Here is a 16,633-nt window from a genome sequence, read left to right as displayed (position 1 = left end):
CTCCTCATGAAATCAACCGTGGCATCGTCCCCCGGCCGAGTGAACGAAGGAAGTACGCGGAGGCAACTGTTCGGCCTCTTCACTCACGGCAGCCGATGTGAAAACATGTGGTCGCTCCCGCCGCCTGGGTAGATTGACCAGGAGGCATCTATATGCGCCCAACGCAGCGCATTCTGACGACTCTGACGGTCCTGGCGACGGCGGTGGCACTTGCCCCTGCCGTCCAGGCGGCTCAGTCGTTCACAGTCATGACGCCGGCCACCGAGGTCGCGTCCCGGACCGACCGCAGACCGGTCGCAGGCGGTCTGTACGACGCGAAGGTGAACAAGACGTTCATCTCGTGGTCGGGCAAGGCGGCGGACACCTACGTGCAGGCGTACGACCACCGCAGCAAGACCTGGTCGGCGCCCAAGTTCATCGCCGCAGGGCAATCCGACCCGCACAACTACCCGACCATGATCCAGGCCAACGACGGGCACATCCTGCTGGTCCGCGGCATGCACAACACCGCGACGGTGATCAGCCGCGCACCGCAGCCGCATTCGCTCGACGGCGACTGGACGACCTACGAGGCACCTGCGGGTAAGGCCGCCAGCTACCCGATGCCCTTCAAGACGGTCGATGGAACACTCTTCGTGTTCTACCGCGAGACCACGCGTGACATCGACAAGGTCACCCCGACCGACACCAGGCCGATGAAGTACCTCGTGTCCAAGGACAACGGCCTGACGTGGAAGAACTCGGTGGAATTGACCGGAAAGCCGTTCGCGATCGGCTCAACCTCGCGACCGGACAACATGAACGAGATCTACATCGGACAGTTGCGGCAAGACCCACTGACCGGTCTGGTGCACATCGTCTACACCCTCGCAGGCGGCGGACCCACGCAGCACGTGCACGACTACTACCACCGCAATATCTACTACGCGGTGTTCAACCCGTACAACCTGCACTTCTACTCGGCGAGCTGGCGTGACCTCGGCTACGACATCGACGACGCCGACCAGGAAACGCACCTGAAAGTCGCCGAAACGCCACTGGAGCGACCAACCGGCACCCTGAAATCCCCGGACTACATCCAGCAGGTCGGCGGCAACATCGGCAGGCCGTTCCTGTTGTGGTTCACGTTCGACAACACAACGGGCACGCAACTGAACCACGCAAGCGTGTGGAACGGCCGGACCTGGGAAACCCAGCAGGTCGCCTCGGGCCTGCGGACACGCGAGGTCGAACGGGTCAACCTGGCCACTTGGCGGGTGTACGCGACCAGGGACGGTCAACCGAACATCGAGACATACCTGCTGACCTTCGGAAAGAACTGGCGCACGGAAACCGTGATCCCCACCCGCAAGCCAGTTCAGCGCGTCGAAGTGATCGGCAACTTCCGTGACCCAGCACGAATCCTGGCCAGCGGCGCATCGAGCGCCCGCGACGTAGCCATCGCCGACGGCGACATCTACGTGGCCGGAAGGTAGAGCAAGGGTGAAGGGCGCGCCCAAGCAAACGGCAAAGGCGCGCCCGAAACCAAACGAAGGCAACCAAAAGCAAAGCAGAGGCACGCCCAGCCCAAAAGTGGAGGCGCGCCAGAAGCACAGTGGAGGCGCGCCCGGAGCACGAAGAGGCGCGCCCTAAGCAGTAGTCGGCGCGATTTTGTGTGGAGTGGCGCCGCAAATAAGCTTGTCGGCGGGCAGGGCCGCAGGTCCTGCCCGCGGTGTTGGTCCTGCTTTGCGGCGCAGAGGCTCCACACCAAATCGCGCCGACCAGTCACAGGGGCGCGCCGAAAGAACCACAGCGCGCGCCGCAGCAACCCACAAGCGCGCCGCGGCGACCCAAGAGCGCCGAAAGCAACCACAGAGCGGGCCGAAGGCGACCAAAAAGCGAAGCCCCACCCCACAAGCTCCCAAACAAACCCAAAGAAAATGGCCCCGCCGTTCCCAGCGAGGCCATCGTCCTATTCAGTCGCTAAGCCAGATCAGCCGATCAGCCGCGTGCCGCCCCAGCCAGCACCGCGCTGAGCCGCAACCCAGTACCACTGCTGCTCGGTCTCATCGAAGACCAGAGCGAACTCCCACAGCGAGCCGTCGTTCGGGATGAACACGAAGTGGTCCGCGTCCATGCCGGCGATCAGGCGAACATCCGAGAAGTTCACGGTGCCGAACGGCCACTCCTCGAACGGACCGCCGGTGGAGTACCACTCGGAGACCGCACCGGAGTTCTTGATCTCCATGAAGTCGATCACGTGGTCCTGCGGGCCACCGAGGCCCGCGATGGTCCTGGCGTTCTGCCAGCCCGCACCGACGTTGGACGCCGACAGCCCGCCCGAGGTGAACGTCCACTCGGTCAGCGTGCCGTCCTGCTTGATCTCCAGGAACCGGTTGTCGTCGATACCGGTGATGACCCTGGCGGGCTGCCAGCCCGTACCGACGATCTCCTCGATGAACCCGTTGCCGGTCCAGGTCCAGCGCGCGAGCCGGTAGTCCGGCTTGATCTCGAGGAACACGTTGGCGTTCAGCGAAGTGATCTGCCGGGTGTTGTGCCAGCCCGAACCACGAACGCTGCGCTCGAAGCTCTCGCCGGAGCGGTACCAGTAGTTCAGCTCACCCGAAGCGTTGATCTCCCAGAAGGAGTGCCCATTGGTCCGCTGTGCGCTGACCCCGCTGTCCTTGGCGGGAACCTTGACCTTCTGGTCGCTGTAGTCGTTCTGCGCAGCCGAGCCAGTACCCGCGGCACCGATGGCCATGGCCACGGCGACACCGATAGTCGCCGCCACCTTCATGAGTCGCACTTTGAGGTCTCCCCTTTGCTTGTCGGTCGTTTTACGACCTGCCACCATTCTCGTGGGTTTCCGACACGACGGACAACACTGTTGCGCCACAGTGGAAACATCACTTCACCGCTCGGGATCAGCCACTTCGGACGAAGCCGTTCGGCCGTTCGGCCGAACGCTCCACATAAGACGGCGGGTCCGCCTGTGACGGACCCACCGTGATCATGCTGTTGTGGACGCCTGTTCAGCCGATCAGACGCGCGTTGCCCCAGCCGTTGCCGCGCAGGCCTTCGTAGTAGTAGCCGTCGCTGCCGAGCGTGTACTCGACCAGCAGGCCGTCCTCGCGGACCGTGACGAAGTGGTAGAAGTCAGTGCCGATGATCAACCGGACGTTGCTGAAGTCCGCCCCAGTGAACTGGATCTCCTGCAGCGAGTGCCCCGCGTTGTTCCAGTCGAACCACTCGGAGACCGAGTTGTCGCCCTTGATCTCGACGAAGTCGACGAAGTCCTTGCCCGCGATGGCACGGGTCTTGTGCCAGTCGGACCCGATCTGCTCGTAGCCGAGGATGTCGTAGTTGTCGTTGAAGTACCAGTTGCGCAGCTGGCCCTGGTCGTTGATCTCCAGGAACGCGTGCGAGTGGATGCCGGTGACCAGTCGCGCCGGGCCCCAGTTGGTGCCGACCACCTTGGGGGTGTAGTGGCTGCCGGTCCACGTCCACAGCACGAGGTCGTTGGCGCCGTTGATCTCCAGGAAGCGGTCGCGGCTCAGGCTGGTGATCAACCTGGTGTTCTGCCAGCCGTTACCGCGTTGCTGCCCGGTGAAGGTCTCGCCGGATCTCGACCAGAACATCAGGTTGCCCTGGTTGTTGATCTCCATGAAGACCTCGCCGTCGGTCTTCTGCGCGGAGACGTCGCGGGTCTCGTTGATGTTCACGCCGCCCCGCGGGACCAGCGGCTGGCCCTCAACCGCGGAACCCGTACCCGCCGCACCGATGAACATCGCGGCGACAACGGCCGTCATGGTCGCTAGTTTGGTGAATCGCACTGCTTGCGTCCCCTCTATTCGCTCGCTCTGGCAGTACCGCACCAGACTCGCGCGTGGGACCACACGTTCACCACACCGTTGCGCCACAGCGGAAACGTCAGCCAATCAGCCGTGCGTTGTTCCACCCATTGCCGCGCTGGACCTTCACGTAGCCCAGCTCGGGGTCGAGTGTGTACTCGAACAGATCACCGGCAGGCGTGTCGATGACGAGGAACCGGTCGAGGTCGATGCCCGCGATCAGCCGGACGTCGGAAAGGTCCATACCATCGTGGAAGACCTGCTGAACGCCTTGGCCCCAGCCGAAGTCGTACCAGTCCGCGAGGCCGCCGTCGCCCTTGACCTCCATGAAGTTGATGTTTCCCTTGCCCGCGATCAACCGGGTGGCGCCCCACTGCGAGCCGATCACCGACGGGGTCAGCTGGTTGCCCGCACCGAACTCCCAGAGCACCAACTCGGCCTGCATGTTGATCTCGATGAACCGGTTCGACGTGATGCCGGTGATCAGCCGCGCGTTGTTCCAGCCCTGCCCGACGACGGCCTCGATGTACGTGATGCCGTTCCACGTCCACTTCGACAGCCGGTAGTCCGGCTTGATCTCGAGGAACGTGTTCTCGTCAAGACTGGTGATCGCGTGGGTCTGTCCCCAGCCGGAGCCGCGCACCTGGGACGTGAACGAGTTGCCCGATCGTGTCCACCGCACCAGTTGGCCTTGGAGGTTGACCTCCATGAACGAGCCGTCAGTGGTCGCTTGAACACCGATCGACTCAACCGCCGCCGAGGCACCCGCGGCTTCGTTGTCGCTTCCCATGGCAGCCATCCCCTCTGCTCCGTTCGGCCCTACAACCGCACATCGCTCGAGACGGCGAAAACATCACGCGCTGGGGGCGGTGTGCCCACAGCGACGCCCCATCGTGTCCAAACCTTGTCGTGATCAGCCCGTGCGACCAGTCCTTGCCACGGACCGTGGGCAGGTCGTCACCGAACCGAACTCCGGGAAAACAGTGGCGGCGCGCCGCCATGACACACCACACTCTTGCGGCTCATTGGAAACATTCCGGACACGTTCGGCGATGGACCGAACGGGAGGGGCGAGTCTGTCGTCTCGTGGCAACCTGTGGGCCCGGCGGCACGTCTTGAAGGGAAGGGGTGGCTTCGCACTGGGGGTGTCTAAGGTGCTGAGGATTCATTTCACTACTGCCGACTTGATCCAGACGAGAGTGGCCGCGGCCGCGGATCCGTTCTGGGAGATGGTCCTCAGCCGTCGTCGGCTGTTCGAACAGGACACTGCGCTGGTCCTGCGGCCTTGGGTGGAACAGATGCGGCCGCAGTCCGGCTCGTCCCAGCTGCGGCCGGGACTGGTTGCGTTGGCCGCGTTGAGTCCACGTGGTCCGTACTTCCCCGACTTCATGACGCCGGCACAAGCCGCGGCAGGCTTTGACGCGGGCATGGAAGCGGTGCTCAGCACACCAAGAGTCCGGCTGAGCACGGAAATCGCGAGACTGGCGACCACTTCGGAGTTACCGACGTGGGTGCGCCGGATGTCCGACGGCGAACCCGAAGTTCTGACCGCATTGGACAAGTCACTGCGGGCGTACTACGAAGGCGCGATCAAGCCGCTGGACACCCAGATCCAGTCCAGAGTGGACGCCGACAGGCAGCGCAGGGGACGTGACCTCCTCGACGGCGGGATCGACCAACTGCTCGCCGGGTTCGCGCCGACGATGCGATGGCGCGCACCGGTACTCGAAGTGGACTATCCCGTTCAGCGCGACCTCTACCTCGGCGGCCGCGGACTGCGCCTGGTGCCGTCGTTCTTCTGCAGAGGTACGCCGGTGGCGTTAGCGGACCCCGAACTCCCGCCGACCCTCGTCTACCCGATCGACCACGACTCACACTGGGAGATCGCAGGCACCAAGTCATTGGCAGACCTGCTCGGCAACACCCGCGCCACAGTGCTGCACGCCGTCGACGGCGGCGCGACCACGACCGAGTTGGCCCGTCGTGTGGCAACTTCACTCGCGTCTGTAAGTCGCCACACGGCTGTACTTCGCGAAGCCGGCCTGATCGAGACCCAGCGCCGAGGGGCTGCGGTCCTGCACACCTTGACCCCGCTCGGCGAGTCGCTGCTGTCGAACGAACGCAGACCGACTGCGCCATCGCTCCTGACTGCTTGAGTCCCGAGATGACAAACGCCCGGCAGGTCTGCCGGGCGAGCCAACGCCACCTTCAGGTTTGGGGCCGCGCCAATGACTGCGGCACGCGGGCGAAGCCCGCCTTCGGGGGGTTTGGGGGGTCGTCCCCCCAAAATTATGGCGAGGGACCTGGTCCGCGCTTTCCGCGGACACAGGTCCCTCGACCGAGCGGTAGCGGTGGGATTTGAACCCACGGAGGGCGTGAACCCTCACACGCTTTCGAGGCGTGCTCCTTCGGCCGCTCGGACACGCTACCGCCGAAGAGCTTACCGGACGGCCTGACGGGCCTTACCGCCACGCCCGCATTTCAGCGGCGAGACGCACCCGGGCCCTGGCGAGGCGGGCGCGGGCGGCTTGCTCCGTACCGCCGGAGAGGCGGGCGATTTCCATGTGGGGCAAGCCGTGGACTTCGGCGAGCAGCCAGGTTCGCTGCTGTGGTGGTGGGAGTTGGGCCAGGGCTGTGCTTAGGGCGTGGAAGGCGGCGACGGATTCGGCCATGCGGGGTGGGTCACTGGCTGGGTTGTTCGTCGCTACGTCGGGGACCGCGTCGATGCGGTCGTGGGCGCGGCGTACGCGCAATACGTGCAGGCATTGGCGGTGCGTCACCCGGAACAGCCAGGTGCGCACCGCCGCAGGTTGTGTGAGTTCAGCCAGGCGCCGCCAGGCGATCACGGACACCTCCTGCGCCACGTCTTCGGCGTCCGCGCGGTCGCCGAGGATGCGCGTGGCCATCAGGAGGATCCGGTCGGAGTAACGGCCCAGCAAGCAAGCGAAGGCTGTTTGATCGCCGTCGAGCGCACGGCCGACCAGCGTCGCGTCATCTTCCACACTGGACGGCTCGTGGCTCGGCAATCGCCTGTCCTCCAACGCAAATGTTGTTGGCCGCCATCGTGGCAGCCGGTGGACGCTGAGTCACTTATCGTCGCGCAGCGAGTCCTTCGCGTCCTTGGCGGCGCCTGCGGCCTTGTCCCTGATGTCGTGGCCGGTTTCCTTGACCTCGCCCTTGAGCTGGTCGCGCTTGCCCGCTGCTTCCAGTTCCTCGTTGTCGGTCATCTGACCGAGCTTTTCCTTGCCCTTGCCGATCAGCTGTTCGGCCTTGTCCTTCACTTTGTCGAAGCCACTCATGGCTATGGAATTCCCGTTCCAGGGAGTGGCACACCGCGATGTGATCTGGGTCACATCCGATGTGACCGGAAGAACTCCTCCAGCAACGCGGCCGCTTCTTCCTCGAGCACGCCGCCCACGACTTCGGGCCGGTGGTTGAGCCTTCGGTCCCTGATCACGTCCCACAACGACCCCGCGGCGCCGGTACGTGGCTCCCACGCGCCGAACACCACGCGGTCAATCCTGGCGAGCACGAGAGCACCCGCGCACATCGTGCACGGTTCCACCGTGACGACGAGCGTGCAGCCAGTCAGCCGCCAGCTGTCCCCCAGCTCACGGGCTGCCGCGCGCAAGGCGAGGATCTCGGCGTGCGCAGTCGGGTCACCCAGGGCCTCACGCGCGTTGCACGCCCTGGCGAGCTCCACACCGGACGGATCCAGCACAAGAGCACCGATCGGCACGTCACCGGTGTTCACCGCATCCGCGGCCACCGCCAACGCCGACCGCATCAGCTCCTCATCGGTCACTGCTGGATACGGTCGAGCAGCGCGTTGAACTCGCTGGCGAACCCGCACCGCTGGGCGATCATCTGGAGCTGCTGGTCCGGGTAGAGATCCACCTCGCCGGTGATCACCTGCAGCTCAGGCGCGGGCAGGCCGAGGTCGGCGAGGATGTCCAGCGAGCCTTCCGGCCACAGCTCGTCGTCCTCCTCGTCCGGCGGATCGACCCGCAGCAGGTCCAGCGCGTCCGCCGCGACGTCGTAGTCGAGCGCCGCCGCGGCGTCCGACAACAACAGGGACATCCCGCCTGGGCTTGGCCTGATCAGCAGGAAGAACTCGTCGTCGACGGCCAGCATGCCGAAGACCGCTCCGGTCGACCGGATCTTGCGCAGCTCGGTGATCGCCGAATCGAGCTCACGCAGGGCGCCAGCGCCCATGGAGTCGCACCGCCACTTGCCGTCCTCCCGGACGACCGCTACCGCGAAGCCGGCGACTGGCTCCTGGAGAGACATGTGCACACCGTATTCCCCTCGGGTGTTCACCCGGAAGAACCAGCCCCCATCGGCGCGCCTGCGGTGTCACTATCGAAGACATGAACGCCTCACGCTCGACCCATTCACCGTCAGTTCCTCCGATGGCAACCGACCCGAGGTTCGCAGGCTTGGTCGAGGCGGCCCGTGCGCTTCAACCGCGCACAGTGGCGTTGCGCAGGAAGATCCACAAATTTCCGGAACGGGGCCTGAATCTGCCCGGCACGCAAGCGTCCGTGATGCACGCCCTTGACGGCCTGGGCATCCAGGTGATGAAGGGCGAGAAGGTCAGCTCGGTGATCGCGGTGCTCACCGGCGCCCGACCTGGCCCGACCGTGCTGCTGCGGGGCGACATGGACGCGCTTCCACTCCAGGAGGACAGCGGTTTGTCGTACGCCTCCGAGGTGGACGGCGTGATGCACGCCTGTGGGCACGACACGCACACCGCGATGCTGGTGTCCGCCGCCCGGCTGCTCACCAGCCGCAAAGAGGCCTTGGCCGGCCGCGTGGTGTTCATGTTCCAGCCCGGCGAAGAGGGCTACCACGGCGCCAAGTACATGATCGACGAGGGCATTCTCGACGCGGGCGGACGGCCGATCGAGCGGGCGTTCGCCCTGCACATCACGGCCACGGACACCTCCGGCGTGATCCGCAGCAAGGCGGGCGCGATGCTGGCGGCCGCGGACAACTTCGTCGTCAGGATCACCGGCCGTGGCGGGCACGGCGCGATCCCGCACGACGCCCTCGACCCCGTGCCCGCCGCGGCGGCCATCGTCGGCGCCCTGCAGACCATGGTGACCAGGCACATCAGCGTGTTCGAGCCGGTCGTGGTGACCGTCGGACGGCTCACCGCGGGCACCACGTCCAACATCATCCCGGAGACGGCCGAGCTTGAAGGCACATTCCGGTCGTTGTCCGAGGCCAGCCGGGCCAAGGTGCGCGAGGAGCTGCCCAAGCTCTGCCATCACGTGGCCGCGTCGTACGGCTGCACAGCCGAGGTCGACCTGCACCAGGGCTATCCGGTGACGGTCAACGACGACGTGATCGGACCGCACGTGGTCGAACTGGCCGGCGCAGTTCTCGGTCAGCGGTACGCCGCGCCGATGCCCACCCCGCTGATGGGTGCCGAGGACTTCTCGTACGTCCTGCAGAAGGTGCCGGGGGCGTTCGCGTTCCTCGGCGCGTGCCCGCCGGGGGTCGAGCCGGCCGATGCGGACCCGAACCACTCGAACCGCGTGCATTTCGACGAATCGGCACTGGCCAACGGCGTAGCGATGTATGCCGCGTTTGCCCTGGACACATTGCGTTAGGACAAAGGACTGGACAGAACGTGTTCGCGGGGCCACTATCCGCAACCTGTACTTGTTCCGTTAGGGCAGGATGTGCGGCGTGCGGCCAGTGTGCGTGATCGGACTTGGGCTCATCGGCGGTTCGCTGCTGCGTGCGGCGAGCGAATCGGGCAGGCAGGCGTGGGGCTTCACCACGTCCACAGTGGATGCCGACGCCGCCACAGTGGACGGCTTCCAGGTCGAGTCCAGAGTGGATGGCGCACTTCGGCTCGCCGCGCAACGGGACGCGATCGTGGTGATCGCGGTTCCGCTGCCCGCGGTGGACCAGACCTTGGCGGCGATCACCGCGTACGCCCCCGAGTGCGTCCTGACTGACGTGGTGAGCGTGAAAGGGCCGGTTGAGATGTCGGTCAGGCAAGGCGCACCACGCACTCGGTATGTCGGCGGGCACCCGATGGCGGGCACGGCCTCGTCCGGCTGGGCTGCCGGATCGGCCGGGCTGTTCAAGGACGCGTCGTGGGTGTTGACCGTCGAGGATGAGACCGACCTTGACGCGTGGCGCGATGTGGCGCGTTTGGTCCTGGATTGCGGCGCGCAGATCGTGCCCGCGAGCGCGGCAGGACATGACGACGCGGTCGCGCGGATTTCGCATCTGCCCCACCTGCTCGCTGCGGTTCTCGCGGCGGTTGGTGCGGACGGCGGAAGCCTTTCGCTGGCATTGGCCGCAGGCTCCTACTCCGATGGCACACGCGTCGCGGGGACGCGTCCGGAACTGGTCCGTGCGATGTGTGAAGGCAACCGGGGACCGTTGCTCGACGCCGTCGATGACGCACTCGGCAGGCTCGGCGCGGCGCGCGGGGCGTTGGCGTCAACGGGATCCCTTGGTGCGACTGTGGAAGCAGGCCATCAGGGCTGGCAGGCGCTGCAGAACTACCGCACCGCCGAGCGTCCGCACAGCAGGATCGACCTGAGCGCGCCCGACACCCGGGAAACGCTGCTGGCGCTGGGCGAACGCGGTGGGCGGATAGTCGGACTCGACGGAGACTTCGCCCTCACCGGCTGAGGTTCGATATCGACAACGCAACGAATGTGTGAACCAGGGCACATTCCCGCCTAGCTTGTCTGGGTGGAGCGTCGTGTGTTGCGTCGGGCCGGATACGTGGCTGGTGGCCTGGTGCTCGTCGCCGGAGCCGTGGTCGCGCTGCGTAATGTCGACGCTCCGAGCGATCAGAAACCACCGCCGCCAGCGCCGATCCAGACGACCGTCAAGGAGTTCGTCAACGACGCCGCGGTGGCGCCGAAACCTGGTGCCCGGCCGGACAGACCCGCGAATCTGACGGTCATCCCTGGCCCGCATCGATTACAGGTGACGTGGGCGGGCCGAACTCCCGGCTATGAAGTGCAATTACGTGGTGATGGTGACGTGCGCACCCAACTGGTGGCCGGCAACGCGGTGCAGTTCGACGGCCTCGAGAACCCTGTCGAGTACCAGGTCGATGTGCGCGCTGTGGATTCCTTCGGACAACGGTCGGAACCGTCGACCGCGCGGAAACGGCCGTCTGCCAACCGTCCTGACGAAAGCCGGTACCCGCTGATCGATCATTTCGACGGCCCGGTGGTGCCTGACCCGGCGCGCTGGCGACTGGCGAACAACGCCGCATGCGCGCGAATGACCCGTGGTCTCGGCGATGACAGTCGCCGACTGGTGATCAGTGCCGCGTGCGGCAACGAATCTGTGGCCCTTCGGTCACGAACCCCATTGCAGCTCAAGGACATCGGCGGCGAACTCGGCCGGATGATGATCGAGACCGACTGCCCGGCCAAGGACGGCAGCCTGGTGTTCGACCTGGTCCCCGGGCCCGCCGACCTGATCGACACCAGCCCACCACCCGGAACGCTGCGCGTGCGGATCACGGCAGACTCGGTCACGTTGCCCGGCGCCGACGCGGTCGCGATCCCGCCGAAGATCGGGGTGAGCGTGCGCTGGGAACTCGTGTTGCGGACCGACGGCGTGTCATTGTGGCGCGACGGAACGAAAGTCGCCGCCAGCGCATTCGTGCCCACGTGGACCACCGCGACACCGCTGTTCGGTTTCACCGGACCGCCCAACGGTTTGACCTACATCGGCATCGACGCGATCGGGCTTTCCAGTGCGGACACGCCCCCGTTCGTCGCCCCGCCGAGGATCACGTCGACCAACATCGGCAGGGCGGCGAACACCGAGCTGATGGACGGCGTGTTGGGCGGGCAGCTGCGGATGACTGTCCGGACAACGATCCGGGAACAGATGATGCCGTTCACGGTCGAGGTGGCTGGGCGGGTCTTCCCGGCGCGGCCCGCGGTCGAGGGACACGTTTTCGCGCCGTCGTACCGGTTTCCGATTGTCGCGGACCTGCCTGCCGACGCGCTCGTGCTGTCCGGTGATCGCCGGGAGTTGCGGATCACGGTTCGTGGCGCGAATCCCGCGATCTCCCCTGTCGTGCAACACGCTGAGCTGGAGCTGGTTCCGGATCCGGCCAGCAAGCCGTCGCCCAACCAGGCCGAACCTCCGCCGGAACCCGCCGCACGGCCTGTGTTGACGCTGGCGTCATTCGACACGCAGTTCCTGGACGCCGCCGGGCAGAAGATCGAGAACAACGAGATCCTGTCGCGCAGTCGCGTCGTGCTCGAGGTGACCGCCGACGGCGGTTCGGCGCGGGCGGGCTTGGCCGGAATCGAGGTTTTCGTCGACAACAAGCGCATAGTCGGAATTCCGACCATGGTCGACGGGCCTGCTGTCGCCGGTCAGTGGCGGGTCGCGCTCAACAGCGGGGCATTCGAACCCGGGCCGCACATCCTCGAGGTCAAGGCGGTCAGCGCGGATCCGAATGTCGCCCCGGGTTTCACGAACACGACGTGGTCGATCCCGCGCTAGCAATGGGAAGGCCGACCACAGAGCGGCGCGATTTTGTGTGGAGGGGCGCCGCCCATAAGCTTGTCGGCGGGCAGGGCCGCAGGTCCTGCCCGCGGTTTTGGTCCTGTTGGGCGGCTGCACCAAAATGGATACAGTCTCCATGGAGCCCCGAGCGATAAGGGCCAGGCAGTGTGCTCCACACCAAATCGCGCCGCCCCGGCCACTTACACCCGTCTTCAGACCCGTCGCGCCAGTTCCGGGTAGTCGATCACGAAGCCGTTGCTGTCCACGGTCAGGTCCGCGCTGAACGTCTCGTCGGCGTAGTTCACGACCGAGGTCTCCTCGCCGACCGAGACCGTTGTGTACGTCTGCTGCGAGACGCGGACTGCGAGGTCCGGCAGGGACACGTACACGACAGGCAGTTCGTGCCTGCCGGATTCCTTGTGCAGGCCGAGCCTGCGGATCGGCAGGGAGTTGAAGAGCACCGCACCGGCGACGTCCACGTCCAGCGCACCACCGAAGGCGGCGCGTTCGCTGCCTTGGCCGCGGTCGACCAGCCAGAGGCCGTCCTTGGTGCGGGTGACCGAGATCTGGCACTCGTCCTCGGCCGTGGTCGAGCGGATCAGCAACCGGCCGAACGCGCCGGACTGGTCCGTCGTCGCCTCGAGGGAGGCGCTGAATGCCGGCTCGTCGTCCGAGGCCGCGGCGATGATGCGACCGGACGCCTTTAAGCGGTTGTCGGCGACGAGCAGCCGGACCGACTCGAGCCGGGGCGCGCCGACACCCTGCCAGGTCAGGATGGTGGGTTTGCGGGTGATCGTCGTGGTCACGCGTTGTCCTGCTTGGGCTTGTCGGGGATCATGCCCTGGATCTTGTCGACGACCGCGTCGACCTGGGACTCGTGCCCGAATTTCTGCTTGGCGAACTCGCCTGCCTTCTCGACACCCTCTTCGATCTTGTCGCCGTGCTGGTTGACAAGGTCCTGCGCCTTGTTCTTCAGCTCGTCGAAGTTAATTCCCATGTCATCTCCCTTAACAGGCCCGTCTCGCAGGCTACCGTTCGCGGCGCACCGGCTGCAGCAGTCGTCGGACGATCTGTCCCCCCGTCCGGGTGTACCAGTCCGGTCCACGCAGCGTGGCCAGCACCGACACCAGTTCAGTGACCAGGCGTGACAACCGGTCGAGGTCCGGCATCGGCATCCGCTCCGGCGGGCGTTCCGCCCTGATCGACGTCGCCGCCTCGGCCACCGCGTCGGTCAGCGCCTCGATCGCTTCGGGGTCGATCGGCTCGGCGCCGCGCTGGATGCCGACAGCCAGTCCGGTGACGGCGTCTGTCGCCCGTTCGAGGGTCACGATCACCGGCCACCACGCGGCGGCCTGCAACCCGGCGGCCGACGGCTCCACAACGGCCTGCTGGAAGGCGTTTCGCAGGTCGGAAAGCTGCCGGTAGGTCTCCCTGCGCAGTTTCACCCGTTTGTCCGACCCGGCCAGCCCGTGCTCGATGTACTTGCCGAGCGACTCAAGCGTGCCCAGCAGCTGGGTGCCGACCCGTGGCCGCAAACTGCCTGGCCACAACAGGTATCCGAAGACGATCACGATCGCGCAGCCCAGTGCGGTGTCGGTCAGCCTGGCCAGCACCAGGCCCCAGTCGCCTGTGTGCGCGAGATCCAGCTGGACGATCACCAACGGAGTGACGAACGCGGAGAAGATCCCGTAGTTGCGGTCCCGTCCGTACGGCAACGCCCCGGCGATCAGCGCGACAAGGACGACGAGCACCCAGCCACGCGGATCGATGCCCAGGACAGCCGCGCCGACCAGCACACCTGCCAACGTCCCGACACCGCGCAGGACCGCGCGGCCGAACACCGAGCCGAAGTCGGGCTTGAGGACGATCGCGACCGTCAACGCGACCCAGTACGAGTATTCGAGTTTCAACGCCCAGCCGACGAACTCCGCCACGCCCATGCACAGCATCAGGCGAGCCGCGTGCGACCACGCGACCCGGCCGGTGAAGATCGTCTCCAGCCGTTCGGTGAACGGCACATGGTCTTCGGGATCGCGGTGATCACGTTTGCCGCTCGGCGAGGAAAGCCCTTCCAGACCGGCACGCAACGCGGCCAGGCCCCGTGACGCCTCTTCGAATTCGGGCACCGGCGGCAACGGTTGATCCAGGCGGATCGCCTCGGCGATCGCGGTCATGTGGATGACGACCTCAGCGGGCGGCTGGCGCCCGACGTTGACTAACGCCACGCTCGCCTCGACCACGGGCGTCGTGTCCGCCAGGAGCGTCATCAGCCTGCGGTACGCCCTATCCCGCCCGGAAAGGTGCGAACGGGCCGTCAGCAAGGCGTCGTAGGCGTTGTTGAGGGCCGTGGTGAGGTCACGCCTCGCCGCTCGCGCTCCGGCCGTTCCAGAAGCCGCGAGCATCACGGCGATCTCGTCGTAGATTTCGGCGACAGCGGCCCGTTCCGGCGCTGTCGCCTTGAAGGGCCACGCGGCGATCGCCAGCAGCCACACCAGACCCGCGCCGACCAAGAACCAGAAGGTGGCCGTGAGCGTGTCGCGCGGCTGTCCAGCCCCCAGAGCAGCGAAGACCAACATCTGCAAGGCCGCCAGCGAGGCGATGTTGCCGCCCGCGCTGATCAACGCGGACGCTCCTGCCAGCAACACGATGACCGCGGTGGACCACCAGCCGTGCCCACCGGCGAGGCTGCCGAGGAAGAACCCGATCCCGCCGCCGATCGCGGCCCAGCCGATCCGCCGGGCGCGATAGCGGTAGGGGCCTTCCGCGTCGCCGAAGGTCCCGCAGAGCGCGCCCATCGAGACGATCACGCCGATGTCGAGCCGGCCGATCACCAGCCCGATCGCGATCGGCCCGGTGATCGTGATCGCCGCCCGGGTCATCCGTTTCCACGGCACGGGCAGCTTCTTCGACCGGAGCAATTGGACAAGCCAATGTGGAGCGGCGACCTGCTTGCCCGCTGCCGTCGACCCCGCCACAAGACCATCTAAACAAAAACCAGGCCCGGTGGACTCGCCACCGGGCCTGGAGTGCTGCTCAGATCACGCTGTCTTTCACGCCTTGCGACGGCGGCGCTGGAACACCAGCGCGGCGACACCGCCACCCACGAGCACGACACCGATGATCAGCGGGGTCAGCACCGAGGCACCGGTGTTGGCCAGCTCGTTGTCGTTGTTCTTCGGCTGCGGCGCCGGGGTCTCGTTCGGCGTGGTCGGCGTCGTGGCGCCCCACTCGGCGGTGCCCTGGGCCGACAGCCGGACCTTCTCGCTCTTGGCCAGGATCAGCGACTGCGACTTCTTCTGGGCGACCTTGGAGATGAACAGGCGGCCGAGGGAGAACTCGGTGTCACCGGAGACGGTGAACTCGACCTTGCCGGTGGCCAGCGACGCCGGGACCTTCACGTAGAACTCGTACTTGTCCAGCTGCTGGATCTTCGCGGCGACGTCGGCCTTGGGCAGCTCGTTGCCGTTCTTGTCGCTGAAGATCACGCCGTCGGGCAGCTTGGCCGCGATGGTCACGCCGCTGGCCGAGGTGGTCACCACGAACGGGCCGATCAGGCTGTCCGGCTTGCCGGTCAGCTTGTTCGGCTCGAGGTTGAGCACCGGCTTCGGCTCGGTGGAGATGCCGTCGCCCGCGTTCTTGGTCAGGTACTCGTAGACGGCGAAGACGTCCTTCTTGTCCGCCTTGGCGTGCTCGGGCTTGGTCGGCGCCTTGACGTCCTTGAGCTTGCGGTTGTCGCTGAAGAACCAGACCGCTGCCTGGGTGCCCGCGACCGCCTCGGCGTCGGACAGTCCGCCCTCGAACTCGCCCTTGACCTTCTTGGCGAGGTCACCGGCCGACAGCTGGGGGAAGCCGTTGTGCAGCACCCAGTTGATCTGCGCGGAGTTCTTGTGGAAGGCCGAATCCGGCTTCGGGTGCTTGTTCCAGTCCGCCTCGACGTACCCGGGCCCGTTGTCGTCGATGGGCTGGTCGATGTCGACGCAGTAGGTCTGGACCGAGGAGCCCTTCTCACCGTCCAGCTTCAGGCCGATGAGCTTGGTGACGACCTCCTTGTCACCCTTCTCACCGGACATCACGACCAACGGTCCCTTGGTGTCGGCGTCCGTGTCGATCTTCCCGGTGACCGACCCCGCCGAGGCGGGCGTCACCGAGGCCATCATGGCCGTGACCGTCACGCCAGCAAGCGCGGCGCCGATGCGCAGCTTCTTCACCCGACTCACGTTTGGTGCTCCCTCTTTCGGTTAGTGCCCCAGCTACCCCGTGTTGCTCTCGCAGCTGTTCGCGACACACGC

Annotated in this window: 16 protein-coding genes and 1 tRNA gene; 5 read left to right on the top strand and 12 right to left on the bottom strand. The window is 66.2% G+C overall.

Annotated elements, in window-relative coordinates; genetic code table 11:
- Positions 1 to 152: 152 nt before the first annotated feature.
- Positions 153 to 1,475, top strand: a complete 1,323-nt coding sequence (locus tag B9C43_RS17495; protein ID WP_084427567.1) for a BNR-4 repeat-containing protein — start codon at positions 153 to 155, stop codon at positions 1,473 to 1,475.
- 497 nt (positions 1,476 to 1,972) lie between these two features.
- Here B9C43_RS17495 and B9C43_RS17490 read toward each other — a convergent pair whose 3' ends face one another.
- The 3 genes from B9C43_RS17490 to B9C43_RS17480 all read right to left on the bottom strand — a co-directional run bounded on the left by B9C43_RS17490 (position 1,973) and on the right by B9C43_RS17480 (position 4,620).
- Positions 1,973 to 2,776: a hypothetical protein gene (locus B9C43_RS17490; protein ID WP_084427565.1), complete on the bottom strand. Its 804-nt coding sequence runs from the start codon at positions 2,774 to 2,776 to the stop codon at positions 1,973 to 1,975.
- Positions 2,777 to 3,011: 235 nt separating this feature from the next.
- Complete coding sequence (locus B9C43_RS17485; protein WP_143446372.1) at positions 3,012 to 3,788, bottom strand: hypothetical protein; 777 nt, start codon at positions 3,786 to 3,788, stop codon at positions 3,012 to 3,014.
- 121 nt (positions 3,789 to 3,909) lie between these two features.
- Positions 3,910 to 4,620 carry a hypothetical protein gene (locus B9C43_RS17480; protein ID WP_033394274.1) on the bottom strand — a complete coding sequence of 237 codons (711 nt, stop codon included), beginning with the start codon at positions 4,618 to 4,620 and terminating at the stop codon, positions 3,910 to 3,912.
- 364 nt (positions 4,621 to 4,984) lie between these two features.
- Between B9C43_RS17480 and B9C43_RS17475 the strand changes: the two genes are divergently transcribed.
- Positions 4,985 to 5,986, top strand: a complete 1,002-nt coding sequence (locus B9C43_RS17475) for an ArsR/SmtB family transcription factor (RefSeq protein ID WP_084427561.1) — start codon at positions 4,985 to 4,987, stop codon at positions 5,984 to 5,986.
- A gap of 187 nt (positions 5,987 to 6,173) precedes the next feature.
- Here the strand turns inward: B9C43_RS17475 and B9C43_RS17470 are convergent.
- The 5 genes from B9C43_RS17470 to B9C43_RS17450 all read right to left on the bottom strand — a co-directional run bounded on the left by B9C43_RS17470 (position 6,174) and on the right by B9C43_RS17450 (position 8,120).
- A tRNA-Ser gene (locus tag B9C43_RS17470) sits at positions 6,174 to 6,260 on the bottom strand.
- 32 nt (positions 6,261 to 6,292) lie between these two features.
- Positions 6,293 to 6,856, bottom strand: a complete 564-nt coding sequence (locus tag B9C43_RS17465) for an RNA polymerase sigma factor (RefSeq protein ID WP_084427559.1) — start codon at positions 6,854 to 6,856, stop codon at positions 6,293 to 6,295.
- Positions 6,857 to 6,916: 60 nt separating this feature from the next.
- Positions 6,917 to 7,129, bottom strand: a complete 213-nt coding sequence (locus B9C43_RS17460; protein WP_033392708.1) for a CsbD family protein — start codon at positions 7,127 to 7,129, stop codon at positions 6,917 to 6,919.
- A 50-nt stretch (positions 7,130 to 7,179) separates the two neighbouring features.
- Positions 7,180 to 7,635, bottom strand: a complete 456-nt coding sequence (locus B9C43_RS17455; RefSeq protein WP_268811567.1) for a nucleoside deaminase — start codon at positions 7,633 to 7,635, stop codon at positions 7,180 to 7,182.
- Entirely contained in the window at positions 7,632 to 8,120 is a 489-nt protein-coding gene (locus B9C43_RS17450) for a tRNA adenosine deaminase-associated protein (RefSeq protein ID WP_033392707.1), read from the bottom strand. Before B9C43_RS17450 ends, B9C43_RS17455 begins: the two co-directional genes overlap by 4 nt.
- 122 nt (positions 8,121 to 8,242) lie before the next feature.
- Here B9C43_RS17450 and B9C43_RS17445 point away from each other — a divergent pair, with 122 nt between their 5' ends.
- The 3 genes from B9C43_RS17445 (at position 8,243) to B9C43_RS17435 (ending at position 12,341) form a co-directional block, all read left to right on the top strand.
- Complete coding sequence (locus tag B9C43_RS17445; protein ID WP_033392706.1) at positions 8,243 to 9,448, top strand: M20 metallopeptidase family protein; 1,206 nt, start codon at positions 8,243 to 8,245, stop codon at positions 9,446 to 9,448.
- A 70-nt stretch (positions 9,449 to 9,518) separates the two neighbouring features.
- Positions 9,519 to 10,490, top strand: a complete 972-nt coding sequence (locus tag B9C43_RS17440; RefSeq protein ID WP_327222587.1) for a prephenate dehydrogenase — start codon at positions 9,519 to 9,521, stop codon at positions 10,488 to 10,490.
- Positions 10,491 to 10,553: 63 nt separating this feature from the next.
- Positions 10,554 to 12,341, top strand: a complete 1,788-nt coding sequence (locus tag B9C43_RS17435; protein ID WP_143446371.1) for a fibronectin type III domain-containing protein — start codon at positions 10,554 to 10,556, stop codon at positions 12,339 to 12,341.
- A 215-nt stretch (positions 12,342 to 12,556) separates the two neighbouring features.
- On the opposite strand, the gene B9C43_RS17430 is transcribed toward B9C43_RS17435, so the two are convergent.
- From B9C43_RS17430 to B9C43_RS17415, 4 genes are all read right to left on the bottom strand, one after another.
- Positions 12,557 to 13,150, bottom strand: coding sequence for a putative glycolipid-binding domain-containing protein (locus B9C43_RS17430; protein ID WP_033392700.1), 594 nt, complete (start codon positions 13,148 to 13,150; stop codon positions 12,557 to 12,559).
- Positions 13,147 to 13,341, bottom strand: a complete 195-nt coding sequence (locus B9C43_RS17425; protein ID WP_033392699.1) for an antitoxin — start codon at positions 13,339 to 13,341, stop codon at positions 13,147 to 13,149. The genes B9C43_RS17430 and B9C43_RS17425 overlap by 4 nt, the downstream gene beginning before the upstream one ends.
- 31 nt (positions 13,342 to 13,372) lie before the next feature.
- Entirely contained in the window at positions 13,373 to 15,319 is a 1,947-nt protein-coding gene (locus B9C43_RS17420) for an FUSC family protein (RefSeq protein WP_235038660.1), read from the bottom strand.
- A gap of 75 nt (positions 15,320 to 15,394) precedes the next feature.
- Positions 15,395 to 16,561, bottom strand: a complete 1,167-nt coding sequence (locus B9C43_RS17415; RefSeq protein WP_033392698.1) for a Cys-Gln thioester bond-forming surface protein — start codon at positions 16,559 to 16,561, stop codon at positions 15,395 to 15,397.
- Between the last annotated feature and the right edge of the window lie 72 nt (positions 16,562 to 16,633).

Origin of the sequence: Kibdelosporangium aridum (assembly GCF_900176515.1) — a bacterium.
Classification (GTDB): Bacteria; Actinomycetota; Actinomycetes; order Mycobacteriales; family Pseudonocardiaceae; genus Kibdelosporangium; species Kibdelosporangium aridum.
The sequence above is the reverse complement of the archived record's forward strand: the minus strand, read 5'-3'. Positions and strand labels throughout refer to the sequence as shown.